Origin of the sequence: Streptomyces sp. NPDC006174, assembly GCF_040614075.1 — a bacterium.
GTDB lineage: Bacteria > Actinomycetota > Actinomycetes > Streptomycetales > Streptomycetaceae > Streptomyces.
Genome location: NZ_JBEXTJ010000002.1, coordinates 639,087 through 665,228 on the forward strand (window position 1 = coordinate 639,087; position 26,142 = coordinate 665,228).

The following is a 26,142-nucleotide window of genomic DNA, read 5'->3' on the forward strand; positions in this document are numbered from 1 at the left end:
GCTCCTACTTGTCGATGTCCCCGACGACGAAGAAGAGCGACCCCAGGATCGCCACCATGTCGGAGACCAGCGTCCCCGGCAGCAGCTCGGTGAGCGCCTGGATGTTGTTGAAGGAGGCGGACCGCAGCTTCAGCCGGTACGGGGTCTTCTCGCCCTTGGAGACCAGGTAGTAGCCGTTGAGGCCGAGCGGGTTCTCCGTCCAGGCGTACGTGTGGCCCTCGGGCGCCTTCAGCACCTTGGGCAGCCGCTGGTTGACCGGCCCCGGCTCCAGGCCGGCCATCCGGTCCAGGCAGGCGTCCGCCAGATCCAGCGAGTTGAGGGTCTGGTCCAGCAGGCACTCGAAGCGGGCCAGGCAGTCGCCTTCGGTCCGGGTGACCACCTTCAGGGTCTCCTGCAGCTCTCCGTACGCGAGGTACGGCTCGTCGCGCCGCAGGTCGAAGTCGACGCCCGAGGCGCGCGCGATCGGCCCCGAAACGCCGTACGCGTGCACGGCTCCGGCCGAGAGCACGCCGACATCGCGCGTACGGGCCCGGAAGATCTCGTTGCCGAGGACCAGGTTCTCGTACACGTCCATCCGCGAACGGACCGAGGCGACGGCGTCCCGGACCCGGCCCGACCAGCCCGCCGGCACGTCCTCCTTGAGGCCGCCGACCCGGTTGAACATGTAGTGCATCCGGCCGCCGGAGACCTCCTCCATCACCGCCTGGAGCTCCTCGCGCTCGCGGAAGGCGTGGAAGACCGGTGTGATGCCGCCGAGTTCGAGCGGATAGGAGCCGAGGAACATCAGGTGGTTGAGGACCCGGTTCAGCTCGGCGAGCAGCGTCCGCGTCCAGACCGCGCGCTCCGGGACCTCCATGCCGAGCATCCGCTCGACGGCCATGACGACGCCCAGCTCGTTGGAGAAGGCGGAGAGCCAGTCGTGGCGGTTGGCGAGCATGATGATCTGCCGGTAGTCGCGCGCCTCGAAGAGCTTCTCCGCGCCGCGGTGCATATAGCCGATGACCGGCTCGGCCTGCTGGATGCGCTCACCGTCCAGGACGATCCGGAGCCGGAGCACGCCGTGCGTGGAGGGGTGCTGCGGGCCGATGTTCAGCACCATGTCGGTGCTCTCCGCCGCGCCGCCGATGCCGATGGTCGTCTCCGTCATGGAGGCCAGTATTCCCTGCCCGGCCGCGCCGCACCGGCGGTCGCTCCAGACCCGGCCCCACCACGCAGGCGCTCACCCCGCGCCCGCCATCACCTCCGTCCCCGGCCCCACCCGGTGCAGCAGCCACCCGAAGTCGCCGAGCCCGCCGCGCGCGGTCAGCTCCGCCGCCTCGCCGGCCGAGGACAGGCCCCGTACGTACGCCGCCGGATCGGCGGCCGCCAGACTCAGCGCCGGCCGCTCCCCGGACACGCCGAGCCGCCCGAGCGCCGTCCGCTGGTCGGTGAGTTCGGCGACTCCGCGAGCGACCGCCGCCGCGCACGCGTCCAGCGCCACATGCGCGGTCAGGTCGCACGACCCGTCCGGCACCGGCCGCACCTCCCGCCCGTCCCGGAACCCGGTCAGCGTCCCGAAGGGCGGCCGCGCATCCCGTACATGCGCGTAGTCCACCGCCACCGCCAGCCCGGCCGCCAGCGAGCCGACCGCGCCCGCCCACGCCGCGTCCCGAGGCCGGCCGATCTCCGCCCGCTCACCCGGCGCCGACAGCGGCCACCACCGCTCCAGCCATTCCGCGTCCGCCCCCGTCACCGGCGCGCCGAGCCGCTCGGCACCGTCCGAGGTCCGCACCTGTACGTACCGGGCGGTGCCGTCCCCGTCCACCTCCGCCACCTCCACCGGCACGTTGTCCAGCCACTCGTTGGCGAAGAGCACTCCGGTGACGTCCGAAGGCACCTCGGCGCACCAGACGACGCGCGGATCCAGCTCCGGCGGACGGGCGGCGACCTCCACCCCGTACGGGATCACCTCCAGCCCCTCCGGGACCGCGCCGAGCACACCGGTCAGCAGCTCACCGCGCCCGGCGCCGACATCGACCAGCGCGACCGTACGGGTGGACAACTCCCGCGCGGTCGAGGCCAGCAGCCCGGCCACGGCCCGCGCGAACAGCGGCGATGCGTGGACCGACGTACGGAAGTGGCCCGCCGGCCCCTGAGGGCTGCGGACCGGACTCCGGTAGAAGCCCTCGTCCCCGTACAAAGCGGTCCGAGCCGCCTCCCGCCAACCGCGCCACTCCTCCGTCATGTGGGCCAGTCTCCACCTTGGGGAGTACGGTCCCGGGATCTGGATCGACCCTCCGGTTGACCCGGGCACCTATCCGCTGTCCTTACGCTGGGCTGCGTGCAGCGCCTCTACGATTTTCTCCGCAGACACCCGCTGGGCGTCGACGTCTTCTGGGCGGTCGTCCTCCTCGGGCTCTCCGGCATGTCGATGGTGTCGGGCATGTACGACGCCGGGCGGGAGGAGATCCTCGCGATTCCGGTTGCGCTCGGCCTCTCCACGGTCGTGGCGCTGCGCCGACGGCTGCCCGAGAAGATGCTGCTGCTCGCCATCGCGGTCGGCGTGCTCCAGCTGGTCGGTGACGTCCGGCCGGGCATCGGCAACTTCGCGATGCTGGTGATCACCTTCACGGTGGCCACGATCGGCGAGCGCTGGGCCTCCCGGCTCGCGCTGATCTGCAGCCTGAGCGCGGCCGCGCTCTCGCAGGTGCGCTGGGAGGCCGAGCCGGGCGGCTCCTGGCCGCAGCAGATCTTCGTGACGGTGATCATGACGGTGCCGTTCGTGCTGGCCTGGGTGATGGGCGACTCGCTGCGGACCCGGCGGGCCTACTTCAGCCAGCTGGAGGAGCGCGCCGCCCGGCTGGAGCGCGAGCGCGAGGCGCAGTCCAAGGTGGCGGTCGCCGCCGAGCGGGCCCGGATCGCCCGGGAGCTGCACGACGTCGTCGCGCACAACGTCTCCGTGATGGTGGTTCAGGCCGACGGCGCCGCGTACGTGATGGACGCGGCGCCGGACCAGGCCCGCCAGGCGCTGGAGACGATCTCCTCCACCGGCCGGCAGGCGCTGGCGGAGATGCGGCGGCTGCTCGGGGTGCTGCGGACCGGTGACGCGCCGGAGAGCGGTGAGTACGTTCCGCAGCCCGACGTGGAGCAGATCGAGGACCTGGTCGACCAGGTGCGCCGGACCGGTCTGGCGGTGGACTTCAAGGTGGAGGGCACCGCGCGTCCGCTGCCGAGCGGCGTGGAGCTGACCGCGTACCGCATCGTGCAGGAGGCGCTCACCAACACCCGCAAGCACGGCGGTCCCGACGCCGGTGCCAGCGTCCGGCTGGTCTACTTCGACGACGGCCTCGGGCTGCTGGTCGAGGACGACGGGCGGGGTGCGGCGCACGAGCTGTACGCGGACGGCGGCGCGGACGGCGCCGGGCACGGGATGATCGGGATGCGGGAGCGCGTCGGCATGGTCGGCGGCACGCTGGACGCGGGCCCGCGTCCGGGCGGCGGCTTCCGGATCAGCGCACTGCTGCCGCTGAAGCCCGCCGAGTAACGTTTTGACCCACCACCCACAGGACAGGACAGACCTCCCATGGCCATCCGCGTGATGCTCGTCGACGATCAGGTGCTGCTGCGCACGGGCTTCCGGATGGTCCTGGCCGCTCAGCCGGACATGGAGGTGGTGGCGGAGGCCGGGGACGGCGCGGAGGCGATCGAGATCCTGCGTGCCACGGCGGTCGACGTGGTCCTGATGGACGTGCGCATGCCCCGCCTGGACGGAGTCGAGGCGACCCGCCGGATCTGCGCGCAGCAAAATCCGCCGAAGGTGCTGATCCTGACGACGTTCGACCTGGACGAGTACGCGTTCTCCGGGCTGAAGGCGGGCGCGAGCGGCTTCATGCTCAAGGACGTGCCGCCGGCCGAACTGCTCTCCGCGATCCGCTCGGTGCACAGCGGCGACGCGGTCGTGGCGCCTTCCACCACCCGCCGCCTCCTCGACCGCTTCTCGCCGATGCTGCCGAGCAGCGAGAAGGAGCCGAAGAACAAGCACATCCAGAAGCTCACCGAACGCGAACGCGAGGTGATGCTCCTGGTCGCGCAGGGCCTCTCCAACGGCGAGATCGCCGCCCGGCTCGTCCTCTCCGAGGCCACGGTCAAGACCCACGTCGGCCGCATTCTCACCAAGCTGAGCCTGCGCGACCGGGTCCAGGTCGTCGTCCTCGCCTACGAGACGGGCCTGGTGCGCGCGGGCGGCGCGGGCTGAGGAGGCCTCGGCTAACGCAGCACACCCTCCAGGAAGTCGCTGCCGATACGGGCGACGACCGTCAGGTCCAGCTGGTGCAGTACGTAGCGGCCGCGGCGGCGCGTCGTGATCAGGCCCGCCTTCTTGAGCACCGACAGATGCCGGGAGACCTCGGGGGCGGTGATCCGGTGGGAGTCGGCCAGTTCGCCGGTGGTGTACGCCGCGCGGGCGAGGTTGCGGCACAGGCGCATCCGCATCGGGTGGGCCAGGGCCTCCATCCGGAGCTGGAGCAGCTCCACGGAGGCGGGGGCCGGCAGGTCGGGGAGGCGGACCGGGTACTGGATCACCGGCCGCCAGCCCGGGGCGTACAGCACCATCAGGTGCGGCCAGCCGAAGCTGCTGGGCAGGAGGGTGAGGCCGGTGCCGATGTCCGGGTCGACGGCGGTGGTCCGGGCCTCGGCCAGTTTGTCGACGGAGAGCCTGCCCGCCTCCTCGTCCAGGGTCAGGGCGGCGGAGACCGCGCCCATCGCCTCCTGGACGCCCTTGCGGCGCAGCACCTCCGTCTTGTGCCGGGCGTCGGCGACCAGCTGGACGGAGACCCGGCGCCAGGTGTCCGCGAAGAACGCCTGGTCGCAGTCCTCGATGAGCCGCCTGATCCAGCCGCGTACGCGGACGGGGTCGGCCAGCAGCCGCTCGGTGAACTTCACCTGCCGCGGGCCGCGCGCCGCCGCCATGTCCAGGGCGCGGGCCCGCATCGCGGCGTTCGTCAGCGGCGAGGGGTTGCCCGGCTCGACCAGCCCGGCGCAGGTGAACTCCAGCGCCGAGGTGACGAACCGTTCGTCGTCGATCCGGTCCAGGATGTCCAGGTCCTCGGCGAGGTTCGCCCCGGGCCTGCCGTCACCGCCGCGCACCCCGGCGTACGGCAGGAAGATGTCGGAGAAGGTGTGCCGCCAGAGGAACTCCGCCTCCAGCAGCCGGTCGGCGAGATCGGGCTCCAGCGCGGCCGAGGTCGCGGTGGCCCAGCCGTGCACACCGGGGTGGTGGCCGGGCTCGGAGAGCGCGTGCAGCGCGACCCCCAGCTCGGTGAGCGGGGAGACCGCGAAAACGATGCGGTCGGAGGGCAGGCCGGCGATGTCTATGTTCACGCTCACGCGTCCCATGGTGCGGGGTACGGGGGCGGGCCGTCGCCTCATTTGACGGCCGCCGTCAATCAGCGCGCGGAGCTGCGGCGACAGGCGGACGCTGGACGCATGGACGCCATCCAGCAGCACATGTTCGACACCTACCGCGCAGCCCGCCTGGGCCGGCCGGCCCCACCCCTGCCGGGCCGCCACGACCGAACGACGTTGCGCGACCTGTACCACCACTGGCTGACCCACCCGCCGACGCCACATCAGCCCGTACGTGGTCAATCCAGCCGGTCCGGCTACTCCAGCCCGTCCGGCGTTTGAGGACGGAACCCTGAGGCCGGGGCCCGGCCACTCGACAAGGCCCCCTGCGCCAGGAACCCCTACTCCAGCAACCCCACGAAAACGCCCACCGCCTCCCGAACCTCCTCAGCCGACCACTCCAGCCCGGCCCCGGCCACCGTCACCTCGGTGACAGAAACCCCACCCGGCAACCCGGCACCGCCCACGCCCGGCCCCCACCGCCGGAACAACGTCACGCCCGTCTCCTCCGCCTGCCGCAGAGACGCCTCGTCCAGCACCTCCGTCCCGTACGGCAGCCACACCTGGAACTGGTGCGTGTGCGGCGGCTCCGGACGCACCCGGAACCACGGCACCCCGGCCGCCGCGAACCCCTCCGCCATCGCCGAGGCCACCACCTTCGCGTGGGCCACGTACGACGGCAGCCGAGGCAGCTCCTTCTCCAGCCCGATCAGCGCGGAGAGCGCCGCCGGATACTGCTGGAAGAGCTGACCTCCGTACCGGTGGCGCCACACCCGCGCCTCCTCCACCAGCACCGAAGGCCCCGCCAGCGCCGCACCCGACAGCCCGTCCAGCGACTTGTAGAAGGACACGTACACGCTGTCCGCCAGCGCCGCGATCTCCTGGAGGCTCCGCCCGAAGTGCGGCCCGCACTCATAGAGCCGCGCCCCGTCCAGATGCACCACCGCGTCCCGCTCCCGGGCCGCCACCACGGTCGCCTCCAGCTCGTCCCAGGTCGGCAACATGAACCCGGCGTCCCGCAACGGCAGCTCCAGCATCAGCGTGCCGAACGGCTCCGGATGGTCCCGCACCTCATCGGCGCTCGGCATCCGCGGCTCCGACGTCAGATGCACCGTCCGCAGCCCGCTCACCGCCGCGAGCGCATCTTCCTCGTGCCGCTCCGGATGGGCCAGCGGATGCAGCGCCACGGTCGCGTTGCCGGTCCGCCCGGCCCAGCACCGCAGCGCCACCTGCTGCGCCATGGTCCCGGTCGGGAAGAACGCCGCCGCCTCCGTCCCCAGCAGCCCGGCCACCCGCCGCTCCAGCTCGGCGACGACCCCGCCTCCGTACACATCAACCGAATCATCCGGATCGTGTACGAAACCGGAACCGGCCTCAGAACCCGAGCCGGCTCCAGAACCAGAACCAGAACCAGTACCGGAACCGGCCCCGACCCCGGCCACCAGCGCCGCGAGCCCCTCGCCCACCGTGCCGTCAGTGGACCGGCGCTCCAGCGCCCGGTGCGATCCGCGCCAGGCGGCCAGTCGGCGCCGCCGCTGCTCCTGCTCATCCATGGCTGTCATGGGACGATCATCCCCTGGACGACCGGCTCCACGCCCGCACGATCCCGGCCCGCTCCGCAGAGTTATCCACAGGCTGTGGGCGGCGGGCGGGCTTCGCCGAAACGCTGGCGTAGCATGCAGAGAAATCGTCCGGTACCCGCCGCGGACTGGAACGGAAGGCCATCGCCGCGTGAATACGACAGTTCCGAAGGAACCCCTCGACGCGAGGGACCGCCCCGCCCGCCTCACCGTCGGCGTCGTGGGAGCGGGCCGCGTCGGTCCCGCACTCGCCGCCGCGCTCCAGCTCGCCGGCCACCGCCCGGTGGCCGTCTCCGGTGTCTCCGACGCCTCCCGCCGCCGCGCCGCCGCCCTGCTGCCCGACGTGCCCGTGGTGACGCCCGCCGAGGTCCTCGCCCGCGCCGAGCTGGTCCTGCTGACCGTCCCGGACGACGCGCTGCCCGGCCTGGTCGAGGGCCTCGCCGAGACCGGTGCCGTACGGCCGGGACAGCTCCTCGTCCACACCTCCGGCCGATACGGGGCCCGAGTCCTGGACCCCGCGCTGCGGGCCGGGGCCCTGCCGCTCGCGCTGCATCCGGCGATGACGTTCACCGGGTCCTCCGTCGACGTCCAGCGGCTGGCGGGCTGCTCGTTCGGCGTCACCGCACCCGAGGAGCTGCGGCTGGCCGCCGAGGCGCTGGTCATCGAGATGGGCGGCGAGCCGGAGTGGATCGCCGAGGAGTCCCGTCCGCTCTACCACGCGGCCCTGGCTCTCGGCGCGAACCACCTGGTCACGCTGGTCGCCGAGTCGATGGAGCTGCTGGCCAAGGCCGGCGTCACCGCCCCGGACCGGATGCTCGGGCCGCTCCTCGGCGCCGCTCTGGACAACGCGCTGCGCTCCGGCGACGGAGCGCTGACCGGCCCGGTGGCCCGAGGCGACGCGGGCACGGTCGCCGCTCATGTCGGCGAGCTGCGCGCGCACGCGCCGCAGATGGTCGGCGGCTACCTCGCGATGGCCCGCGCCACGGCCGACCGGGCGCTGGCCCACGGCCTGCTCAAGCCGGAGCTGGCGGAGGACCTCCTCGTCGCCCTGGCCGACCAGGAGAGCCGCCCGGGACCGGAGGAGAGCCGATGACGACCAGCAGCCGTACGGGAACCACGGACACCGCAGGCCGCGCTCCCGTCCTCCTCCGCACCGCCGCCGAGCTCGACGCGCTCACCCGTCCCGCCGGTGCCGAGCGGGCCGTGGTCATGACCATGGGCGCGCTCCACGACGGCCACGCCACCTTGATCCGTACGGCTCGCGAGGCCGCGGGACCGGACGGCCAGGTCGTGGTCACCGTCTTCGTGAACCCCCTCCAGTTCGGCGAGGCGGCCGACCTCGACCGCTATCCGCGCACCTTGGACGCCGACCTGGCCACCGCCGCGGCGGCCGGCGCCGACGCCGTCTTCGCTCCCGGCGTGGACGAGGTCTACCCCGGCGGCGAACCTCAGGTCCGGATCACCGCAGGACCCATGGGGGAGCGCCTCGAAGGCGCCTCCCGGCCCGGCCACTTCGACGGCATGCTCACCGTCGTCGCCAAGCTCCTCCACCTCACCCGTCCCGACGAGGCGTTCTACGGCCAGAAGGACGCCCAGCAGCTCGCGCTGATCGCCCGCATGGTCCGCGACCTGAATTTCGGCGTCCGGATCACCGGCGTGCCCACCGTCCGCGACCCCGACGGCCTCGCGCTCTCCAGCCGCAACCGGTTCCTGTCCCCGCAGGAGCGCCACACCGCTCTCGCGCTGTCCCGCGCGCTGTTCGCGGCCCAGGACCGGCTCGCCGCGCAGCAGGCCCTGCACGAGCGCGCCAAGGCCACCGCACCCGGCGGCGACCGGGCCGCCGGGCTCAACCGGCTCGGCGAGGCCCGCGCCGCCGCCGACGCCCAGGCCGTGGCGCTGGCCCGGCCGAACGGGGCACCCGCCGCCGTGCGGGCCACCGCGCGCGCGATCCTGGACGAGGCGGCCGCCCGCGACCGGCATCCGCTGGTCCTGGACTACCTGGCCCTGGTCGACCCGGCGGACTTCACCGAGATCCCCGACGACCGCGAGAGCGGAGAGGCGGTCCTCGCCGTCGCCGCCCGGGTCGGGGAGACCCGCCTCATCGACAACATCCCCCTCACCTTCGGAGCCCTGACGTGACCGGCATACGGCTGACCGCCCCCGCACCCGGCTGGGCCATCGACGCGGACGTCGTGGTGGTCGGCTCCGGAGTCGCCGGTCTCACCACCGCGCTGCGCTGTGCGGCCGCCGGCCTGGACACCGTGGTCGTCACCAAGGCGCGGCTGGACGACGGCTCGACCCGCTGGGCGCAGGGCGGTATCGCCGCCGCGCTCGGCGAGGGCGACACTCCTGAGCAGCACCTGGACGACACGCTGGTCGCCGGCGCGGGCCTCTGCGACGAGGAGGCCGTACGGACCCTGGTCACCGAGGGCCCCGACGCCGTACGCCGCCTGATCACCACCGGCGCGCACTTCGACACCACCGACAGCGGCGACATAGCGCTGACCCGCGAAGGCGGCCACCACCGCCGCCGCATCGCCCACGCCGGCGGCGACGCCACCGGCGCCGAGATCTCCCGGGCCCTGGTCGAAGCGGTCCGCGAGGCGGCGCTGCACACCATCGAGAACGCGCTCGTCCTGGACCTCCTCACCGACGCCGAAGGCCGTACGGCAGGGGTCTCGCTGCACGTCATGGGCGAAGGCCAGCACGACGGCGTCGGCGCGGTCCGGGCACCTTCGGTCGTCCTCGCCACCGGCGGCATGGGCCAGGTCTTCTCCGCCACCACCAACCCGTCGGTCTCCACCGGCGACGGCGTGGCGCTGGCGCTGCGGGCCGGAGCGGAGGTCTCGGACCTGGAGTTCGTCCAGTTCCACCCGACCGTCCTCTTCCTCGGCGCCGACTCCGAGGGCCAGCAGCCGCTGGTCTCCGAGGCGGTACGCGGCGAAGGCGCGCACCTCGTCGACGCCACCGGCACGCGCTTCATGGCCGGCCAGCACGAGCTGGCCGAGCTGGCCCCGCGCGACATCGTCGCCAAGGCCATCACCCGCCAGATGCACGAGCACGGCACCGAGCACATGTATCTCGACGCCCGGCACTTCGGCGCGCGGATGTGGGAGCAGCGCTTCCCGACCATCCTGGCCGCCTGCCGCGCCCACGGCATCGACCCGGTCACCGAGCCGATCCCGGTCGCGCCGGCCGCGCACTACGCCTCCGGCGGCATCCGCACCGACCTGCGCGGCCGTACGACCGTTCCCGGCCTGTACGCCTGCGGCGAGGTCGCCTGCACCGGCGTGCACGGCGCCAACCGGCTGGCGTCGAACTCGCTCCTGGAGGGCCTGGTCTTCGCCGAGCGCATCGCCGCCGACATCGCCGAGACCCGCCCGCCGCGCACCGAACCGGCCAGGAGCACGGACGGCGAGCCCGTCGCGCTGCTCGCGCCCGAGACCCGTACGGCGATCCAGCGCACCATGACCCGAGGCGCCGGAGTCCTCCGCTCCGCCGGGTCGCTGGCCGCCGCCGCCGAGGAGCTGGAGGCCCTGCACCGCACCGCCGCAGCCGACGCGGACGCCGCCGACCCGAAGGACGCGGTGCCGGGCGTCGACAGCTGGGAGGTCACCAACCTGCTGCTGGTCTCGCGGGTCCTGGTCGCCGCCGCCCGGGAGCGTGAGGAGACCCGCGGCTGCCACTGGCGCGAGGACCGGCCCGACCGCGACGACGCGCACTGGCGCCGCCACCTGGTCGTCCGGATCGCCGCCGACCGCACGCCGGTCGTCCACCGTACGGAGACCGCCGCATTCCCGCCCGTACGCCTGGCGGATTGACCAGACTGCTGGAAGCAGCGGCGCGAGCCGCACCCGCACCACCCGCCACGCCCCCGAGGAGCCGCAACCGTGTCCACGCCCGAAGAGAATCCGCGCCCCACACCTGTGGACGTACCGCTGATCCGGGTCGGCGCGCCCGCACAGTCCGCGCCCGCGGAAGGCTGCGGCGACGACTGCGGCTGCGGTGACGGCTTCGACCCCGACGCTTTGGAGTGCGGCCTGGACCCGGCGCTCGCGCTGCTCCTGGCCGAGGCGGGTCTCGACCCGGTCCAGGTCGAGGACGTCGCCCATGTGGCGATCGAGGAGGACCTGGACGGCGGGGTGGACGTCACGACCGTGGCGACCGTTCCCGAGGACGCCGTGATCACCGGCGACTTCACCGCGCGCGAGGCCGGTGTCGTGGCCGGGCTGCGGGTCGCGGAGGCGGTCCTGTCGATCGTCTGCAGCGACGAGTTCGAGGTCGAGCGGCACGTCGAGGACGGCGAGCGCGTCGCTCCCGGCCAGAAGCTGCTCACCGTCACCACCCGCACCCGCGACCTGCTGACCGGCGAGCGCAGCGCGCTGAACCTGCTCTGCCGCCTCTCCGGCATCGCCACCGCGACCCGTGCCTGGGCGGACGTGCTGGAGGGCTCCAGGGCCCAGGTCCGCGACACCCGCAAGACGACGCCGGGCCTGCGCGCGCTGGAGAAGTACGCCGTACGGTGCGGCGGCGGCGTCAACCACCGGATGTCGCTCTCCGACGCGGCCCTGGTCAAGGACAACCACGTCATCGCGGCGGGCGGCGTCGCGGAGGCGTTCAAGCGGGTCCGCGCAGAATTCCCCGACCTGCCGATCGAGGTCGAGGTCGACACGCTGGAGCAGGTCCGCGAGGTGCTGGAGGCCGGCGTCGACCTGATCCTGCTGGACAACTTCACGCCGGCCGGGACCGCCGAGGCGGTGGCCCTGGTCGACGGCCGCGCGATCCTGGAGTCCTCCGGCCGCCTCACGCTCGACTCGGCCCGCGCCTACGCGGACGCCGGCGTGGACTACCTGGCCGTCGGCGCGCTCACCCACTCCTCGCCGATCCTCGACATCGGCCTGGACTTCCGTGACGCGTCCGCCACCAGTGACGGGGCCGACGCCTGATGCTGCTCACCATCGACGTCGGCAACACGCACACGGTCCTCGGCCTCTTCGACGGTGAGGAGATCGTCGAGCACTGGCGGATCTCCACCGACGCCCGACGCACCGCCGACGAGCTGGCCGTCCTCCTCCAGGGCCTGATGGGCATGCACCCGCTGCTCGGCATGGAGCTCGGCGACGGCATCGAGGGCATCGCGATCTGCGCGACCGTCCCGTCCGTCCTGCACGAGCTGCGCGAGGTCACCCGCCGCTACTACGGCGACGTGCCCGCCGTCCTCGTGGAGCCCGGCGTCAAGACCGGCGTGCCGATCCTGATGGACAACCCGAAGGAGGTCGGCGCGGACCGCATCATCAACGCGGTCGCCGCCGTCGAGCTGTACGGAGGCCCGGCGATCGTCGTCGACTTCGGCACCGCCACCACCTTCGACGCGGTCTCCGCACGCGGCGAGTACGCGGGCGGCGTCATCGCTCCCGGCATCGAGATCTCCGTCGAGGCGCTCGGCGTCAAGGGCGCGCAGCTCCGCAAGATCGAGCTGGCCCGGCCGCGCAGCGTGATCGGCAAGAACACCGTCGAGGCCATGCAGTCCGGCATCGTCTACGGCTTCGCGGGCCAGGTCGACGGCGTGGTGGCCCGGATGAAGAAGGAGCTGACCGCCGACCCGGACGACGTCACGGTCATCGCGACCGGTGGCCTTGCTCCGATGGTGTTGGGCGAGTCCTCCGCCATCGACGAGCACGAGCCGTGGCTGACGCTGATCGGGCTGCGCCTGGTGTACGAGCGGAACGTGTCCCGGTCGTAGTGGATCCGGCCGCACGGCGCGGCGTACCTGCGGGAACGGCGGTGGGCGAGGCTCCGGGACATTGTTCGCGGGCGCCGCGCCACCGACGACCAGTTAAACGGATTTTGTCCATTTAGCACGTATTGTCGCGTTATGCCCACGCCCTACGGTTCACGAGGCGGCATGGCGTTCAGCGCGGACGAGCTGCGGGTGCTCCGACGTGCCCTCGCCATCGCCCTCCACCCCATGCCCCTGTCCGACGAGGATGTCCAGGACTGCCTGCGGCTCGCGGGCTCCGTGGACGAGGCGGTCGGGGAGGCGGGCCGGCTGCGAGCGTTCCTCCTCGCCGACCTCGCCCGCTACCGCGCCGCCCTCCCCGGCTCCGTCACCGGCTACCTGGAGCTGCTCCAGGACGCTCTGGCGGCCGGTTACGACCCGCGCCCGGACGATCTGGCGGCCCTGCGCGCGCTGCGCGGGAAACCCGTCGCGGCGGCGCTCCTGGAGCGCTGCCAGATCCTCGCCGAGCGCTCCGTACGGGCCCGGCTCGCCGGCCGCTCCGCCGCCGCGTCGGCCCCGGGTCCGCGCTCCAGGCTGCTGGCCCTTCCCGGAGGCCGGGTCGCCGACCGGGAGCCGGACCGCCCGAAGGCCCCGGCCGCCCCGGCCCCCGGCCGCTCACCGGCTCCGGGCCCGCGTCCGGCGCCCAAGCCCTCCGAGGTCTTCCCGCCACGCCGCCGGCCCACGCCGCCACCGGCGGAGGAGGAGCGCGCCGCGGGCTGATCCGGCCCGCAGGTTCCGGATTGCGGCGGCCTCCACCGGGAGGCCGCCGCAATCCGCCGTACCGGGCTCGCTACTCTGGACGGTATGGACTACGTATCCGCGCTCGTGCCCCCCGTGGTGATGGCCATCTTCTTCATCGGCCTGGTCGTGACGATCGTCAAGAGCCAGGGCGGTCCGAACAAGGCCAAGGAGGACGACGCCGTGGACGCGGCGATCGCCCGCGCGGAATCCGTAAAGCAGACCGCTCGTCCGGAGAATGCCTGACCGCACGATCCGCCCCTCGCATCCCTGGAGCGCACGGCTCATGAGAGCCGTGCGCTCTTTTGGCTCTGTAAATAACCTGCCATTCAGGACATCTGACACTAAAGTGATCCCGTGCCCCGTCAATTGGGAGAGCTGGAAGACGCCGTGATGACACGCGTCTGGCAATGGAACCGTCCGGTCACCGTGCGGGAAGTCCTCGAGGACCTCCAGCAGGAACGGTCCATCGCCTACACGACGGTGATGACGGTAATGGACAATCTCCATCAGAAGGGCTGGGTCCGCAGGGAAGTGGACGGCCGGGCATATCGATATACGGCCGTCTCCACCAGGGCCGCCTACTCGGCCGCTCTGATGAACGAAGCCTGGTCGCACAGTGACAACCCGGCCGCCGCACTGGTCGCGTTCTTCGGCATGATGTCGCCGGAGCAGCGCGAAGCACTTCAGGACGCCGTCCGTATGGTTTCTCCCGGCCAAGGAGACACACCGGCGGGTAATCCGGCGGACACCCCGCCGGAACCGACCGCCGCGGCCGGCGAAGGCGCTGACCCGGCCGATGGCACGGAGTCCGGGAGCGGGCGATAGCGTCGGTCCATGTCCTCAGAGCAGCCGCAAACCGAACCGGATACCGACTTTCATACCGACCCGTCGGTAAATAGGCCCGCCATCACCGTCCGCCGGGCCAGGACGAGTGATGTGCCATCCGTACGCCGGCTCCTCGACGGCTACGTCTCCGGCGGCATCCTGCTCGACAAAGCCACCGTCACCCTTTACGAGGACATCCAGGAGTTCTGGGTCGCGGAACGCGACGAGGATGCCCGGGTCATCGGCTGCGGCGCTCTCCACGTGATGTGGGAAGACCTCGCGGAAGTCCGGACACTTGCCGTCGACCCTCGCGTCAAGGGGGCGGGCGTGGGGCATCACGTACTGGAGAAGCTTCTGCAGACCGCCCGCTGGCTCGGCGTCCGCAAGGTTTTCTGCCTCACCTTCGAAGTGGACTTCTTCGCGAAGCACGGGTTCGTCGAGATCGGAGAGACTCCGGTCGACACGGATGTCTACAGTGAGCTGCTGCGTTCGTACGACGAGGGCGTCGCCGAGTTCCTCGGTCTCGAACGGGTGAAGCCGAACACCTTGGGCAACAGCCGGATGCTTCTGCACCTGTGATGCGCGGATGATGCGCTCAAGCCGCCGCATCATCCTGGCATCCCTATGTCCGAATCGCGCACGTTTCCCGCGTTCTCGCGCTCCTGAACCTCTCCCGGGGGTTTGTGTTTTCCCGAGAAAAGCGGTTTCCTTTCCGCGTACTCCATTTTCGATGAAAGGAAATCCCGTGGCACAGAAGGTTCAGGTCCTTCTTGTCGATGACCTCGACGGTGTCGAGGCGGACGAGACCGTGACGTTCGCGCTCGACGGCAAGACGTACGAGATCGACCTCACCACGGCCAATGCGGACAAGCTTCGCGGTCTTCTCGAGCCCTACACCAAGGGCGGCCGCCGCACCGGTGGCCGTGGAGCGACGGGCCGTGGCAAGGGCCGTGCCGTGGCCGGTGGCAACAAGGACACCGCGGAAATCCGCCGGTGGGCGCGGGAGAACGGCCACAACGTGAATGACCGCGGCCGCGTTCCCGCCGAGATCCGTGAGGCTTACGAGAAGGCCAACGGCTGATCTGCCGGACTGTTCCTCCGCAGCCCGGCCCGGGCACGCGACAACCGGACGCGATGGCATTCCGTCGCCGCGGCGTCCACCAGTCGTACGAGATCGGGGGCATCCCCACCGCTGCTCCCGAAGCCCGCGAGAGCGGGAAGCGCCGGCCCGGGCGCAAGCCTCGGCTCGGGGGGCCGCAGCCACACAGCGGCCCCCGGCGAGCCCGCACCACCCCGGGGTGACGGAGCCGTGATCCGGCCGCCCGTCCCCACGGCGGTCAGATCCAGCGCGATCGGGCCCCACTCCAGCCAGTCGAGCAGCCCCGGCAGCTCATCGGCGCCGCCCGCGGCGACCAGCAGCCCCATCCGTACACCGCTCAGCAGCACCGGCCCGGTCCGTACCGGGCGGCGCAGCAGGGCGTGACCCGCCTCGGCGGGAAGCTCCAGCACGTCGAAGCGGACCCCGGTGACCAGCCGCACCGGATCGCGCCCCTCGGTCGTCCAGCCGAGCTCGCGCTCGTACCACCGGGCGAGAGCGGCGGGACCGGGAGGAACGGAACCCGGAGCGTTGGCACCCGGACCGGCACGGCCGGGACCGGCATCGGCTGACGACCGGGGTGGCGGAACGATGAAGGCCATGTCCGATGAACCGCTGAACCGACGGTGGAGTTACGCAGGGTTCCGGGACGAACACGCTGGGTCCGGCTTCCGGGGGCGCGCAGGAGCGTGTCGGAGCGCAAGGTTGTTCGCCCGTAGCGGAGGGAACCGGGGCGCGCCGCATGGACTGTCAGTGATTGCGGGTAAGACTTTCCTAGTGGGAAGGGGCGACACGCGGGCCGAGGCGTCTCACGTTCGCCATCGGCGTACTGGCGAAAGGGGTATCTGCCTGGCCTGCGGGAACATCGTCTCGCACCATCGGGTTGGAGCAGTTGTCAGCTGTTCGGCAGTAAGAATCCCCGCCCGGTGCGGGGTGATCCGGACGGATGTCGGCAGTTGGAATGAGCTGTCCCGTCCTGCGGGACTAGCATGCGGAAGGACTGGGAGGGGACCGACCCCTCACTGACCGACCGCTCTGAGGAGCGATTAACGATGTTCGAGAGGTTCACCGACCGCGCGCGGCGGGTTGTCGTCCTGGCTCAGGAAGAAGCCCGGATGCTCAACCACAACTACATCGGCACCGAGCACATCCTCCTGGGCCTGATCCATGAGGGTGAGGGTGTCGCCGCTAAGGCCCTGGAGAGCCTCGGGATTTCGCTCGAGGCGGTCCGCCAGCAGGTGGAGGAGATCATCGGGCAGGGGCAGCAGGCTCCTTCCGGGCACATCCCCTTCACCCCGCGAGCCAAGAAGGTCCTGGAGCTGTCGCTCCGCGAGGCCCTTCAGCTGGGCCACAACTACATCGGCACCGAGCACATCCTGCTCGGCCTGATCCGCGAGGGCGAGGGCGTCGCCGCCCAGGTCCTCGTGAAGCTGGGCGCCGACCTGAACCGGGTCCGGCAGCAGGTCATCCAGCTGCTTTCCGGGTACTCGGGCGGCAAGGAGACGGCGGCCGCAGGCGGCCCCGCGGAGGGCACACCCTCCACCTCCCTGGTGCTCGACCAGTTCGGCCGGAACCTCACCCAGGCCGCTCGTGAATCCAAGCTCGACCCGGTCATCGGGCGCGAGAAGGAGATCGAGCGGGTCATGCAGGTGCTGTCCCGCCGGACCAAGAACAACCCGGTCCTCATCGGCGAGCCCGGCGTCGGCAAGACGGCGGTCGTCGAGGGCCTGGCCCAGGCGATCGTCAAGGGCGAGGTGCCCGAGACCCTCAAGGACAAGCACCTCTACACCCTGGACCTCGGCGCCCTGGTCGCCGGTTCGCGGTACCGGGGTGACTTCGAGGAGCGCCTGAAGAAGGTCCTCAAGGAGATCCGCACCCGCGGCGACATCATCCTGTTCATCGACGAGCTCCACACGCTCGTCGGTGCGGGTGCCGCGGAGGGCGCCATCGACGCGGCTTCGATCCTGAAGCCGATGCTGGCGCGAGGCGAGCTCCAGACCATCGGTGCCACCACGCTCGACGAGTACCGCAAGCACCTGGAGAAGGACGCGGCCCTCGAGCGCCGCTTCCAGCCGATCCAGGTCGCGGAGCCGTCGCTGCCGCACACCATCGAGATCCTGAAGGGCCTGCGCGACCGTTACGAGGCCCACCACCGGGTCTCCATCACGGACGAGGCCCTCGTCCAGGCCGCGACCCTGGCCGACCGGTACATCTCGGACCGCTTCCTGCCGGACAAGGCGATCGACCTGATCGACGAGGCCGGTTCCCGGATGCGCATCCGCCGGATGACCGCGCCGCCGGACCTCCGCGAGTTCGACGAGAAGATCGCGGGTGTCCGCCGCGACAAGGAGTCGGCCATCGACTCCCAGGACTTCGAGAAGGCAGCCTCCCTCCGCGACAAGGAGAAGCAGCTGCTGGCGGCGAAGGCCAAGCGCGAGAAGGAGTGGAAGGCCGGCGACATGGACGTCGTCGCCGAGGTCGACGGCGAGCTCATCGCCGAAGTCCTGGCCACGGCGACCGGTATCCCGGTCTTCAAGCTGACGGAGGAGGAGTCCTCCCGTCTGCTGCGCATGGAGGACGAGCTCCACAAGCGCGTCATCGGCCAGAAGGACGCCATCAAGGCCCTCTCGCAGGCGATCCGCCGTACGCGAGCCGGCCTGAAGGACCCGAAGCGCCCCGGTGGCTCGTTCATCTTCGCCGGCCCGTCCGGTGTCGGTAAGACGGAGCTCTCCAAGACGCTCGCCGAATTCCTCTTCGGCGACGAGGACGCGCTGATCTCCCTCGACATGTCGGAGTTCAGCGAGAAGCACACGGTTTCCCGCCTCTTCGGTTCGCCTCCCGGTTACGTGGGGTACGAGGAGGGCGGCCAGCTCACCGAGAAGGTGCGCCGCAAGCCGTTCTCCGTCGTCCTCTTCGACGAGGTCGAGAAGGCCCACCCCGATATCTTCAATTCCCTGCTCCAGATCCTGGAGGACGGTCGCCTGACCGACTCCCAGGGCCGGGTCGTGGACTTCAAGAACACGGTCATCATCATGACGACCAACCTCGGGACCCGGGACATCTCCAAGGGCTTCAACCTGGGCTTCGCCGCCCAGGGCGACGTCAAGACCAACTACGAGCGCATGAAGGTCAAGGTCAACGAAGAGCTTAAGCAGCACTTCCGGCCGGAATTCCTCAACCGTGTCGACGACACGGTGGTCTTCCACCAGCTGACCGAGGAAGACATCATCCAGATCGTCGACCTCATGCTCGCCAAGGTCGACGAGCGTCTCAAGGACCGCGACATGGGCATCGAGCTCAGCTCCGAGGCCAAGTCGCTCCTGGCGAAGAAGGGCTACGACCCCGTGATGGGCGCCCGGCCGCTGCGCCGGACGATCCAGCGCGAGATCGAGGACATCCTCTCCGAGAAGATCCTCTTCGGCGAGCTGCGCCCCGGTCACATCGTGGTCGTCGGCGTGGAGGGCGAGGGCGACGAGAAGAAGTTCTCGTTCCGCGGCGAGGAGAAGTCGGCTCTGCCCGACGTCCCCCCGATCGAGCAGGCGGCAGGCGGCGCGGGTCCGAACCTTTCGAAGGACGCGTGACGCGTTTGTAGGGCGTGAGCCCGAGCGTGTGTGAAGGGGCTGCCCCGGAACCGGTATTCGTACCGGTTCCGGGGCAGCCCCTTTTTGTGCGCTCAGGAAGCGGTGACCTTCAGTCGGTCGCCCAGCTCCTCCGCCCCGACGAGGGGCAATCCGACTGGTCCGTCGACGGTCACGTGAACACCAGGCCGGTCACGCAGCGCGGTGAGATCCACCTCCTCGGCCGCGCCGGGCACGCGGAGGGACAGGCGGGTAAGCGCGGGGAAAGCGCGCAGGACGGACTTCAGGTTCTCGCTCGCCGGAGGCGGTGGCACGGTCAGATCGGTGATGGACGCCAGATCTACGGTCGTCGGCCCCGGAGAGTGCCGGGGGAACCCCGTCAATTCGAGTCGGGTGATCCGCGGATGGTCCCGCAGGACCGCGAGGGTGTCGAAGGACGCGTCAGCGGTCACGAGCTCCAGGGCGGTCAGCGCCGGCCAGGCATCCAGGGCGTCCAGGGTCACGGGTTGCCCGGTCTCCAGCGCCAGACGCCTCACCTGCACGAACGCGGGTAGCTCGCTGAGTCTCCCTACATCCGCGCTGGTCAGCCCCAACGAGGCCAGGCACGGGAGGTCCGTCAGCGGGGCCAGGAGCGCCGTTGGAAGGTGCGGAAGGTCCAGCTTCAGGGACAGGAGGGCCCTCAGTTCCCTCAGTGGGCCCAGGTCGTCTATCCGCGGACAGGCGCGGAGGAAGAGGTGCGACAGGCTCTCGGCGCACGAGCGCAGCGCGGAAAGGTCGCGGATCGAGGGGTTCTCGGCGATGACGAGGAAAGTCACGGCCCTGTCGTGGAATGCCTCGCTCAGTTCCGACTCGGAGAAAACACCTCCGACGGCGAGTGCGTCGGCGGACGGCAGTTGGCGTAGGGCTTTCGCCTCCCGCGGGTCGGCGACGGTGACCGTCGTCCCAGCCAGGCGGTAGTGGCTCAGCACCTCGCGGGCGAACGCCTCGGGCGGGAAGGCGTTCCAACCGTCCGCCATCGTTCCGCCCAGGCCGGGGTGTGCGCGGGCCCATGCCTTGGCGGCCGGGATCGTCGCCTCGCCTCCGATCAGGCAGAGGAGCCGCACGGCCTCTTCGGCGATCGTGCCGTCGACCGGGACGCTGTCCGGCTGCGGGAGGACCGCGAGCGCTTCCTGCCCGAGCCGCGCCAGTGTCTTGCGTTGTTCGTCACCGGCCGGCGGGAACAGAGCTGCGACACTCGCCCGAACCCGTTCCCGTACGGAACCGTCCAGCCAGGCGGCATGCTGCGCGCACAGGGCGGCCAGCACGTGGAGGAAGGAGCGCTGCCGGGTCCCCTCCCGATGGGCCAGGCCGGCGTCCAGCAGACCCAGCACCAGGACGCCGAGCTGGCGGCGGTCGCAGTGTCCAGCGGCCAGGAGGATCACGTCCTGCCAGCGTTCGTGGCCGGAGTTGAGCACCAGCTCCTTGATGTAGTCGTCCTCGACGAACTCCTTCGCGGCCAGGTAGTCCTGGAACGTCCGGTGGATGAACTGGTAGGTGCCGTCCCGGGATTCCTGGAGCAGGCCGATCCGGTTGAGCAGGTGGGTCAGGATCTTCTCCGGCGGACCCTGCTCGGCGACCCGCTCCATCCCCGCCAGCGCCCGGCAGATCTGGCGCAGCCCTTGCGCCCGCGTGAACTCCAGCTGGCCCTCGCGCACCAGCCGCACCGCGATCCGTTGGAGTAACTGCGTGTGTTCCTCGACCGCCAGCCCGATGCCCTCGGGGTCCCCGACCCGGCGGAGGCGGTCGCGGTTGCCGAGTAGCATCTCCAGGGCCGAGCGGTACAGCTGCCACCGGGTCTCCGGGAGGAAACCTTCACGATGGCGGTGCAGGGCGCAGATGACCGCGCAGAGCAACGGCGTACGGGCGAGGTCACGCAGTGCGGGGTTCTGCTCGAACTGGCGGGACAGGTCGCGTTCCAGTTCGTCCAATGCCTCGGCGTCGTCCGGCTCGGACAACCGCGCAGCCCGGTGCCACAAGGTCAGGAATGCCTGGATATCCGCGTTCCGCATCTTCAGCAGCTGCATATCCGCGAATCCCTCCGACCGTAGCCAGTCCGTCTCGACGGCGAGCGGCCGTACGGTGACCACGCACCGGGTCTCCGGGTAGCGGGCCAGGAGCTGCGACAGCCAGGTGTACGCCTGCTCACGCTCCTCCGGCAGCACCTCGTCCAGCCCGTCCACCAGCAGAAGGGCCCGCCCGGACACCAGGACCCGGCCCGCCCACCCCTCCGGGGCCGTGTCGATCACCAGACCTGCCGAGCCCGACAGCTCCGCCGGGCCCGGGAACGTCCCTCCACGGTTTCGCAGGGTGCGCAGTGGCACGACGAACGGGACGAGCCCGTTCAAGGGGGCCAGGCCGGCGTCCAGGGTGCGGGCCGAAGCGTGCGCGGCCAGCCACGAGAGCAGGGTCGTCTTGCCGACACCCGCCTCGCCGCGCAGCAGGACCCGGGGACGGTCGGTGAGGAGTGTGTCGATGCGCTGGGGGAGGGGAGGGCTCTGGGCGTCGCGGTTCTCGGCCAGGGCCTCCAGGCTGAGGTAGGCCGTGTCCAGGTCCCACTCGGAGTCGTGCCGCCTCAGCTCGTCCAGGCCGAAGACCTTCGTGCGGCGGTACGCGACGCCCAGCGCCTGTGCGTACTCCGCCTCGTACCGCAGGTCTGCCGGGAAGTTGCCGTAGACGCGTTCCTCCCGGAACAGCTCGCCGGTCCTGCGGTAGGTCTGCGCGAAGGACTCGGCATCGACGATCGGGCCGAGCGCAACGCACTCCACCCGTCGGCCGTCCCGCTGGAGCGGGATCTGCCGGGCGATGCCCAGAAGGACGTCTCCGGCGAAGACCGGGCCGCCGGAAAGGCCGGACAGGGCCGGTGCCTCGTCGTCCGGACGGGCGGCGGGTGGGGCGTCCAGCTCGCAGACCAGCAGGTCACGGAGCCGGCCGGCCAGGGGCAGGACCGTCGCCGTGTACTGGTCCGCTTCCAGCCGCCGGTCGGGGCCGTAGCGCTGGACGCTGGGGAAGCCCGTGATCTCGCACCCGGGAATCGCCTGGTGGGTGCTCACCACGCCCAGCCGGGCGGGCGCCACCGGCCGCACCGGTTCGTCGGCCAGGAGGAGAGCCGCGTCCAGGCCGGGGTCGTGCCAGGCGACGGTGGCCCGGGTACGGTCCCGGTTGGCGGGGTGGGCCACCTGGGCGGTGCCGGTCCCGACGACATGGGCGCAGGTCAGCACCAGCCGCTCGGTGAGGAGCACGCCGCTGCCCTGGCGGGCGCCGAAGACCGCCACCGTACGGTCGGCGGGCTGGGTGAGGCGTATGTACGACATGCTCACGGCCGACCCGCCCCCTCACCGAACCCCGCCGTGGACCCGTCATCCTCCGTCCCCACCTCCCACGCCTCCCCGGTCACCGTGTTCCGCGGGCTCAGCGTGAAGGCCACCTTGTGCGTGCGGCCCGTGGCCCGGGACGCGTCCGCGCCCGCCTCGACCACCCAGGCCCTCACCTTTCCGCCCGCCTTGGCCTCCTTGCGGAGTTCCAGGGTGAACTCCATCTGGATGTCCCCGACCGCGAAGGCCAGCGGTCGGCCCGTGGCTCGTGAGGCCGCCTCCACCAGCTGGTTGCGGATGGATTCGACGGCATCGGCGAGCTCGATGCCGTCCAGGTCATGGGTGTTCTCGGCCGTCATGGTGTTCCCCCAAGATGCGGATCCGCTGTCCCGTCAGCGTAGTGATGGAGCGGGCCGAAGGTCCCGAATCGGACGGACTTAGGTCCCACCGGCGGTGACAAGGCGCACAGGCCGAAACAGGCCTACTACCCGTGCTAGGAGATGGCGCCGAAGCAGGATGAGGGACCTTCGGCCCGGCGGAAGCAGGTCGGGACCACGAGGCGGCCGATACGGCCCTTTCACGGTGCCATGTCCGGAAAAGTGCCCGCAGAACAGCGTTTAAACCACATTCGGGTGAGGGATTTCGTCGCTCGGTCCCACCTCCTGAAACGGGACAACCGAGACGAATTCCCGGCCCCCTCTCTACGGCTTTTCTTCGTAGACGGGGTGTTTGAGCATCGGCTGGGGTGCGGGTTACCAAGGTGGAGCAAGCCCGGACAGCACGCCGGGTCCACTCACCTTCGGAGGACTTCACCGTATGAAGCGCGCAACGAACCAGCACACCATCCACCCGTCCGCCTCCCGCATCCGTGGCGCCGTCCTGGCCGCCGGCCTGGGAGCGTCCGTGGTGCTGGGTGCGGGCTCGGCGTTCGCGGCCGGCAACGCCGACGCCGCCGCCCCGCTCGCCGCGGGCAGTGCCGCCGAGTCGGTCGCCCAGCAGGCGGCCGCGCAGAGCAAGGCCGCCGAGACGGCCAAGAAGACGGCGGCCAAGAAGGCCTCCGACGCGAAGAAGAAGGCCGAGGACAAGAAGAAGGCGGCCAAGAAGAACGCCGCCTCCTGGAAGACCCCGGTCAAGAAGTACACGCTGACCGCCAGCTACGGCACCGGCGGCGCCCGCTGGGCCGCCAAGCACTCCGGCCAGGACTTCGCCGTGCCGATCGGCACCCCGGTCACCGCCGCCCACACCGGCACCGTCGTGAAGGCCGGCCCGAACGGCGCCGGCGACGGCCCGGCGTACGGCAACGCCATCGTGATCAAGCACTCCAACGGCAAGTTCTCGCAGTACGCGCACCTGTCGAAGGTCAACGTGAGGATTGGCGAGCAGGTCAAGACGGGCGAGAAGATCGCTCTGTCCGGCAACACCGGCAACTCCAGCGGCCCGCACCTGCACTTCGAGATCCGCACCAGCCCGAACTACGGCTCGGCGCTCAACCCGGCCGCGTTCCTCCGCTCGGTGCACGTCTCCATCTGATCCGGCCGGCGTAACCGCGCGGACCTGCCGGAGAGACCCGGCGGTCGCGCAGCACAACCGAAGAGAGTTCAGTGGACCCGTTACACCCCGGTACCCGGGGCGTGCGCCCGGGTCACCCGACCGACGGCGACGTCGAGGACAGCCTCATGGCTGACTCCTCGGGGTCGCCGTCGGCGTTGTCGCACGCCACGCAGGGACGGGCCTCATCCCTCCGCCGTCCGCAGCATCGGAAAGCTGCCCGTCGCCGTCGGCGCGTGTTCCGGCAGCCACAGCACCGCGATCGCTCCGCCCGTGCCTTCCACCGCACCCACCGGCCCCGCGTTCCGGAAGGTCAGCCGGGCCCCCAGCACCCGCGCCTGGCCCGCCGCGATCGTCAGACCCAGCCCGTGCCCGTGCCCGGCCCGGTCCATCGACCCCGTACGGAACCGGCTCGGCCCGTCCCGCAGCAGCTCCTCCGGGAACCCCGGACCGTGGTCCCGGACCCGTACCACCCGGCCCTCCACCGTGACCTCCACCGGCGTGGAGCCGTGCTTGGCGGCGTTGCCGAGGAGGTTGCCGAGGATGCGTTCCAGGCGGCGTGGGTCCGTGGAGACCCACGACTCGTGCACCACCTGCACGGTCACGTCCGGGTCCAGCGACGCGATCCGCCGGCTGACGAACTCGCCGAGCGGCAGCTCCTGAAGTTCCGCCCGCTCCGAGGCGCTGTCCAGCCGGGCCACCTCCAGCACGTCCTCGACCAGCGTCCGCATCGCCTGCGCCCGGTCCCGTACCAGCTCGGTCGGGCGGCCCGGCGGCAGCAGCTCGGCCGCCGTGAGCAGGCCGGTCACCGGAGTCCGCAGCTCGTGGGCGATGTCCGCGGTGACCCGGCGCTCCGCCTCGATCCGCTCGTTCAGCGCGTCGGTCAGCGCGTCGACCGCCCGTGCCAGCTCGTCCGTCTCGTCGCGGACGACTCCGCCGACCGCCTCGCGGACCCGTACGTCGGTGTGGCCCTCGGCGACCCGGCCCGCCGCGGCCGCCGCCTTGCGCAGCCGGCGCGAGAGCTGGCCGCCGATGAGGACGCCGAGCGCGCAGCCGCCGAAGACGACGGAGACCGATCCGATGATCAGCGCCCGGTCCAGGTCGTCCATGATCGTGGCGGAACGGTCCGCGAACCGGGTGTGCAGCGAGAGCACGTCCCCGTTGGCCAGCGGCACGGCCGCCCACACGTCGGGCACGCCGTCGGCGGTCTCCGCGACGTGTGTGGCCCGGCGGTTCTTGCGGACCTCGTCGCGCAGGCTCGGCGGGATGGCGGGGTCGTTGAGCTTCGCGCCGAACTTCGGCCCGTTCTTCTGCATGCTCGTCGCCTCGTAGAACCGCTGCGCGCCGAGCAGCCGCTCCAGCTGCACCTCGCGCGCGTTCTCGATCATCGAGACGCGGGCCGCGTTGTGGACGACGAGGCTCAGCGCCACCGCGATGAGCGCGCCGACCGCGGCGATGGCGACGCTGATCTTCCAGCGGACGCCGGTCCGCAGCGCCAGCCGCTTCATGGGCACCTCACCGGCCGCCTCACCTGGAGCCGCCTCATCCGCGCAGCTTGTAGCCGAAGCCGCGGACCGTCTCGATCCGGTCCTGGCCGATCTTGGTGCGCAGCCGCTGGACGTGGACGTCCACGACCCGGGTGTCGCCGCCCCAGCCGTAGTCCCAGACCCGCTCCAGGAGCTTGTCGCGGGAGAGGACGGTGCCGGGCGCGGAGGAGAACTCCAGCAGCAGCCGCATCTCGGTCGGCGTCAGTGCCACCTGCTCACCGCCACGCCGCACCTCCATGCCGTCCGTGTCGACCTCCAGGTCACCGAAGACCAGCACCCCGCCGAGCCCTGCGGCCTCTCCTTCCGTACCGCCTTGGCCCTGGCCCGCGCCTTCCGGCCCGGCCGCGTGGCCGAAGCGGCGCAGCACGGCGCGGATGCGGGCGACGAGGACCGCGCCGTCGAACGGCTTGGTGACGTAGTCGTCCGCGCCGGCCTCCAGGCCGAGCACCACGTCGATGGAGTTGGCCCGCGCGGAGAGCATGATCACCGGTACGGTCGACTCGTCCCGGATACGGCGGCACAGGCTCACGCCGTCGAGCCCGGGCACCATCACGTCGAGCAGCGCGATGTCCGGCCGGTCGGCGCGGAAGGCCTCCAGGCCGGAGAGCCCGTCGGGCATCGCGGTGACCGTGAAGCCGACCCGCTCCAGGGCGAGCTGGGTGGCCTCACGGATGACATCGTCGTCCTCGACGAAGAGGACGTGGGTCTCGGCCATG

At 71.3% G+C, this 26,142-nt stretch carries 24 protein-coding genes; 15 read left to right on the top strand and 9 right to left on the bottom strand.

Annotated features, from left to right (window positions below):
* Nucleotides 1-4: 4 nt before the first annotated feature.
* A complete protein-coding gene (locus ABZ267_RS07405; protein ID WP_356754389.1) occupies nucleotides 5-1,147 on the bottom strand; it encodes an NADH-quinone oxidoreductase subunit D in 1,143 nt (380 codons plus the stop codon).
* Nucleotides 1,148-1,219: 72 nt separating this feature from the next.
* A complete protein-coding gene (locus ABZ267_RS07410) occupies nucleotides 1,220-2,224 on the bottom strand; it encodes an SAM-dependent methyltransferase (protein ID WP_356754387.1) in 1,005 nt (334 codons plus the stop codon).
* A 96-nt stretch (nucleotides 2,225-2,320) separates the two neighbouring features.
* Here ABZ267_RS07410 and ABZ267_RS07415 point away from each other — a divergent pair, with 96 nt between their 5' ends.
* On the top strand, nucleotides 2,321-3,523 hold the full coding sequence (locus ABZ267_RS07415; RefSeq protein ID WP_356754385.1) for a sensor histidine kinase: 1,203 nt from the start codon (nucleotides 2,321-2,323) through the stop codon (nucleotides 3,521-3,523).
* A gap of 39 nt (nucleotides 3,524-3,562) precedes the next feature.
* Nucleotides 3,563-4,234, top strand: a complete 672-nt coding sequence (locus ABZ267_RS07420) for a response regulator transcription factor (RefSeq protein ID WP_356754383.1) — start codon at nucleotides 3,563-3,565, stop codon at nucleotides 4,232-4,234.
* Nucleotides 4,235-4,245: 11 nt separating this feature from the next.
* Here ABZ267_RS07420 and ABZ267_RS07425 read toward each other — a convergent pair whose 3' ends face one another.
* On the bottom strand, nucleotides 4,246-5,358 hold the full coding sequence (locus ABZ267_RS07425) for a DUF5937 family protein (protein WP_356754540.1): 1,113 nt from the start codon (nucleotides 5,356-5,358) through the stop codon (nucleotides 4,246-4,248).
* 105 nt (nucleotides 5,359-5,463) lie between these two features.
* On the opposite strand from ABZ267_RS07425, the gene ABZ267_RS07430 reads away from it, so the two are divergent.
* Nucleotides 5,464-5,664: a hypothetical protein gene (locus ABZ267_RS07430; protein ID WP_356754382.1), complete on the top strand. Its 201-nt coding sequence runs from the start codon at nucleotides 5,464-5,466 to the stop codon at nucleotides 5,662-5,664.
* A gap of 59 nt (nucleotides 5,665-5,723) precedes the next feature.
* Here ABZ267_RS07430 and ABZ267_RS07435 read toward each other — a convergent pair whose 3' ends face one another.
* Nucleotides 5,724-6,944 (bottom strand): beta-eliminating lyase-related protein, encoded by a 1,221-nt coding sequence (locus ABZ267_RS07435; RefSeq protein WP_356754380.1) that lies wholly within the window; start codon nucleotides 6,942-6,944, stop codon nucleotides 5,724-5,726.
* Nucleotides 6,945-7,113: 169 nt separating this feature from the next.
* Between ABZ267_RS07435 and ABZ267_RS07440 the strand changes: the two genes are divergently transcribed.
* From ABZ267_RS07440 to ABZ267_RS07485, 10 genes are all read left to right on the top strand, one after another.
* Complete coding sequence (locus ABZ267_RS07440; protein ID WP_356754378.1) at nucleotides 7,114-8,055, top strand: DUF2520 domain-containing protein; 942 nt, start codon at nucleotides 7,114-7,116, stop codon at nucleotides 8,053-8,055.
* Nucleotides 8,052-9,101, top strand: coding sequence for a pantoate--beta-alanine ligase (panC, locus tag ABZ267_RS07445; RefSeq protein WP_356754376.1), 1,050 nt, complete (start codon nucleotides 8,052-8,054; stop codon nucleotides 9,099-9,101). Before ABZ267_RS07440 ends, panC begins: the two co-directional genes overlap by 4 nt.
* Nucleotides 9,098-10,783 (top strand): L-aspartate oxidase, encoded by a 1,686-nt coding sequence (locus tag ABZ267_RS07450; protein ID WP_356754374.1) that lies wholly within the window; start codon nucleotides 9,098-9,100, stop codon nucleotides 10,781-10,783. Before panC ends, ABZ267_RS07450 begins: the two co-directional genes overlap by 4 nt.
* 69 nt (nucleotides 10,784-10,852) lie before the next feature.
* Entirely contained in the window at nucleotides 10,853-11,908 is a 1,056-nt protein-coding gene (nadC, locus tag ABZ267_RS07455; RefSeq protein ID WP_356754372.1) for a carboxylating nicotinate-nucleotide diphosphorylase, read from the top strand.
* Nucleotides 11,908-12,705: a type III pantothenate kinase gene (locus ABZ267_RS07460; RefSeq protein ID WP_356754370.1), complete on the top strand. Its 798-nt coding sequence runs from the start codon at nucleotides 11,908-11,910 to the stop codon at nucleotides 12,703-12,705. Before nadC ends, ABZ267_RS07460 begins: the two co-directional genes overlap by 1 nt.
* Nucleotides 12,706-12,867: 162 nt before the next feature.
* The gene (locus ABZ267_RS07465; RefSeq protein WP_356754538.1) at nucleotides 12,868-13,461 is read left to right on the top strand and encodes a hypothetical protein; all 594 of its coding nucleotides are present in this window, start codon (nucleotides 12,868-12,870) and stop codon (nucleotides 13,459-13,461) included.
* An 84-nt stretch (nucleotides 13,462-13,545) separates the two neighbouring features.
* On the top strand, nucleotides 13,546-13,725 hold the full coding sequence (locus ABZ267_RS07470; RefSeq protein WP_015609335.1) for a hypothetical protein: 180 nt from the start codon (nucleotides 13,546-13,548) through the stop codon (nucleotides 13,723-13,725).
* Between the two features lie 111 nt (nucleotides 13,726-13,836).
* Nucleotides 13,837-14,307 (top strand): BlaI/MecI/CopY family transcriptional regulator, encoded by a 471-nt coding sequence (locus tag ABZ267_RS07475; RefSeq protein ID WP_356754368.1) that lies wholly within the window; start codon nucleotides 13,837-13,839, stop codon nucleotides 14,305-14,307.
* Nucleotides 14,308-14,316: 9 nt separating this feature from the next.
* Nucleotides 14,317-14,886 carry an amino-acid N-acetyltransferase gene (locus ABZ267_RS07480; protein ID WP_356754366.1) on the top strand — a complete coding sequence of 190 codons (570 nt, stop codon included), beginning with the start codon at nucleotides 14,317-14,319 and terminating at the stop codon, nucleotides 14,884-14,886.
* 166 nt (nucleotides 14,887-15,052) lie between these two features.
* A complete protein-coding gene (locus tag ABZ267_RS07485) occupies nucleotides 15,053-15,388 on the top strand; it encodes an Lsr2 family protein (RefSeq protein WP_356754364.1) in 336 nt (111 codons plus the stop codon).
* Here the strand turns inward: ABZ267_RS07485 and ABZ267_RS07490 are convergent.
* The gene (locus ABZ267_RS07490; RefSeq protein WP_356754362.1) at nucleotides 15,367-16,005 is read right to left on the bottom strand and encodes an SCO3374 family protein; all 639 of its coding nucleotides are present in this window, start codon (nucleotides 16,003-16,005) and stop codon (nucleotides 15,367-15,369) included. The two genes, ABZ267_RS07485 and ABZ267_RS07490, sit on opposite strands and share 22 nt — an antisense overlap.
* Nucleotides 16,006-16,455: 450 nt before the next feature.
* Between ABZ267_RS07490 and ABZ267_RS07495 the strand changes: the two genes are divergently transcribed.
* Nucleotides 16,456-18,984, top strand: a complete 2,529-nt coding sequence (locus ABZ267_RS07495; RefSeq protein WP_151513002.1) for an ATP-dependent Clp protease ATP-binding subunit — start codon at nucleotides 16,456-16,458, stop codon at nucleotides 18,982-18,984.
* Between the two features lie 92 nt (nucleotides 18,985-19,076).
* On the opposite strand, the gene ABZ267_RS07500 is transcribed toward ABZ267_RS07495, so the two are convergent.
* Together ABZ267_RS07500 and ABZ267_RS07505 are read right to left on the bottom strand one after the other, a co-directional pair.
* Nucleotides 19,077-22,331, bottom strand: a complete 3,255-nt coding sequence (locus tag ABZ267_RS07500) for an NACHT domain-containing protein (RefSeq protein WP_356754536.1) — start codon at nucleotides 22,329-22,331, stop codon at nucleotides 19,077-19,079.
* A 2-nt stretch (nucleotides 22,332-22,333) separates the two neighbouring features.
* A complete protein-coding gene (locus tag ABZ267_RS07505) occupies nucleotides 22,334-22,690 on the bottom strand; it encodes a trypco2 family protein (protein WP_356754360.1) in 357 nt (118 codons plus the stop codon).
* Between the two features lie 457 nt (nucleotides 22,691-23,147).
* Here ABZ267_RS07505 and ABZ267_RS07510 point away from each other — a divergent pair, with 457 nt between their 5' ends.
* On the top strand, nucleotides 23,148-23,861 hold the full coding sequence (locus ABZ267_RS07510) for a M23 family metallopeptidase (protein ID WP_356754358.1): 714 nt from the start codon (nucleotides 23,148-23,150) through the stop codon (nucleotides 23,859-23,861).
* 203 nt (nucleotides 23,862-24,064) lie between these two features.
* On the opposite strand, the gene cseC is transcribed toward ABZ267_RS07510, so the two are convergent.
* Both cseC and cseB read right to left on the bottom strand, forming a co-directional pair.
* The gene (cseC, locus tag ABZ267_RS07515; RefSeq protein WP_356754356.1) at nucleotides 24,065-25,387 is read right to left on the bottom strand and encodes a two-component system sensor histidine kinase CseC; all 1,323 of its coding nucleotides are present in this window, start codon (nucleotides 25,385-25,387) and stop codon (nucleotides 24,065-24,067) included.
* Nucleotides 25,388-25,421: 34 nt separating this feature from the next.
* Nucleotides 25,422-26,141, bottom strand: coding sequence for a two-component system response regulator CseB (gene cseB, locus ABZ267_RS07520; protein ID WP_356754354.1), 720 nt, complete (start codon nucleotides 26,139-26,141; stop codon nucleotides 25,422-25,424).
* Nucleotide 26,142: the final 1 nt, after the last annotated feature.

What these genes read in the sequence shown, in the direction of transcription:
- ABZ267_RS07405 (WP_356754389.1), bottom strand. Translation starts at nt 1,147, where the DNA reads ATGACGGAGACGACCATCGGCATCGGCGGCGCGGCGGAGAGCACCGAC.
- ABZ267_RS07410 (WP_356754387.1), bottom strand. Translation starts at nt 2,224, where the DNA reads ATGACGGAGGAGTGGCGCGGTTGGCGGGAGGCGGCTCGGACCGCTTTG.
- ABZ267_RS07420 (WP_356754383.1), top strand. Translation starts at nt 3,563, where the DNA reads ATGGCCATCCGCGTGATGCTCGTCGACGATCAGGTGCTGCTGCGCACG.
- ABZ267_RS07430 (WP_356754382.1), top strand. Translation starts at nt 5,464, where the DNA reads ATGGACGCCATCCAGCAGCACATGTTCGACACCTACCGCGCAGCCCGC.
- ABZ267_RS07435 (WP_356754380.1), bottom strand. Translation starts at nt 6,944, where the DNA reads ATGACAGCCATGGATGAGCAGGAGCAGCGGCGGCGCCGACTGGCCGCC.
- panC (WP_356754376.1), top strand. Translation starts at nt 8,052, where the DNA reads ATGACGACCAGCAGCCGTACGGGAACCACGGACACCGCAGGCCGCGCT.
- ABZ267_RS07460 (WP_356754370.1), top strand. Translation starts at nt 11,908, where the DNA reads ATGCTGCTCACCATCGACGTCGGCAACACGCACACGGTCCTCGGCCTC.
- ABZ267_RS07465 (WP_356754538.1), top strand. Translation starts at nt 12,868, where the DNA reads ATGGCGTTCAGCGCGGACGAGCTGCGGGTGCTCCGACGTGCCCTCGCC.
- ABZ267_RS07470 (WP_015609335.1), top strand. Translation starts at nt 13,546, where the DNA reads ATGGACTACGTATCCGCGCTCGTGCCCCCCGTGGTGATGGCCATCTTC.
- ABZ267_RS07480 (WP_356754366.1), top strand. Translation starts at nt 14,317, where the DNA reads ATGTCCTCAGAGCAGCCGCAAACCGAACCGGATACCGACTTTCATACC.
- ABZ267_RS07490 (WP_356754362.1), bottom strand. Translation starts at nt 16,005, where the DNA reads ATGGCCTTCATCGTTCCGCCACCCCGGTCGTCAGCCGATGCCGGTCCC.
- ABZ267_RS07495 (WP_151513002.1), top strand. Translation starts at nt 16,456, where the DNA reads ATGTTCGAGAGGTTCACCGACCGCGCGCGGCGGGTTGTCGTCCTGGCT.
- ABZ267_RS07500 (WP_356754536.1), bottom strand. Translation starts at nt 22,331, where the DNA reads ATGTCGTACATACGCCTCACCCAGCCCGCCGACCGTACGGTGGCGGTC.
- ABZ267_RS07505 (WP_356754360.1), bottom strand. Translation starts at nt 22,690, where the DNA reads ATGACGGCCGAGAACACCCATGACCTGGACGGCATCGAGCTCGCCGAT.
- ABZ267_RS07510 (WP_356754358.1), top strand. Translation starts at nt 23,148, where the DNA reads ATGAAGCGCGCAACGAACCAGCACACCATCCACCCGTCCGCCTCCCGC.
- cseC (WP_356754356.1), bottom strand. Translation starts at nt 25,387, where the DNA reads ATGAAGCGGCTGGCGCTGCGGACCGGCGTCCGCTGGAAGATCAGCGTC.
- cseB (WP_356754354.1), bottom strand. Translation starts at nt 26,141, where the DNA reads ATGGCCGAGACCCACGTCCTCTTCGTCGAGGACGACGATGTCATCCGT.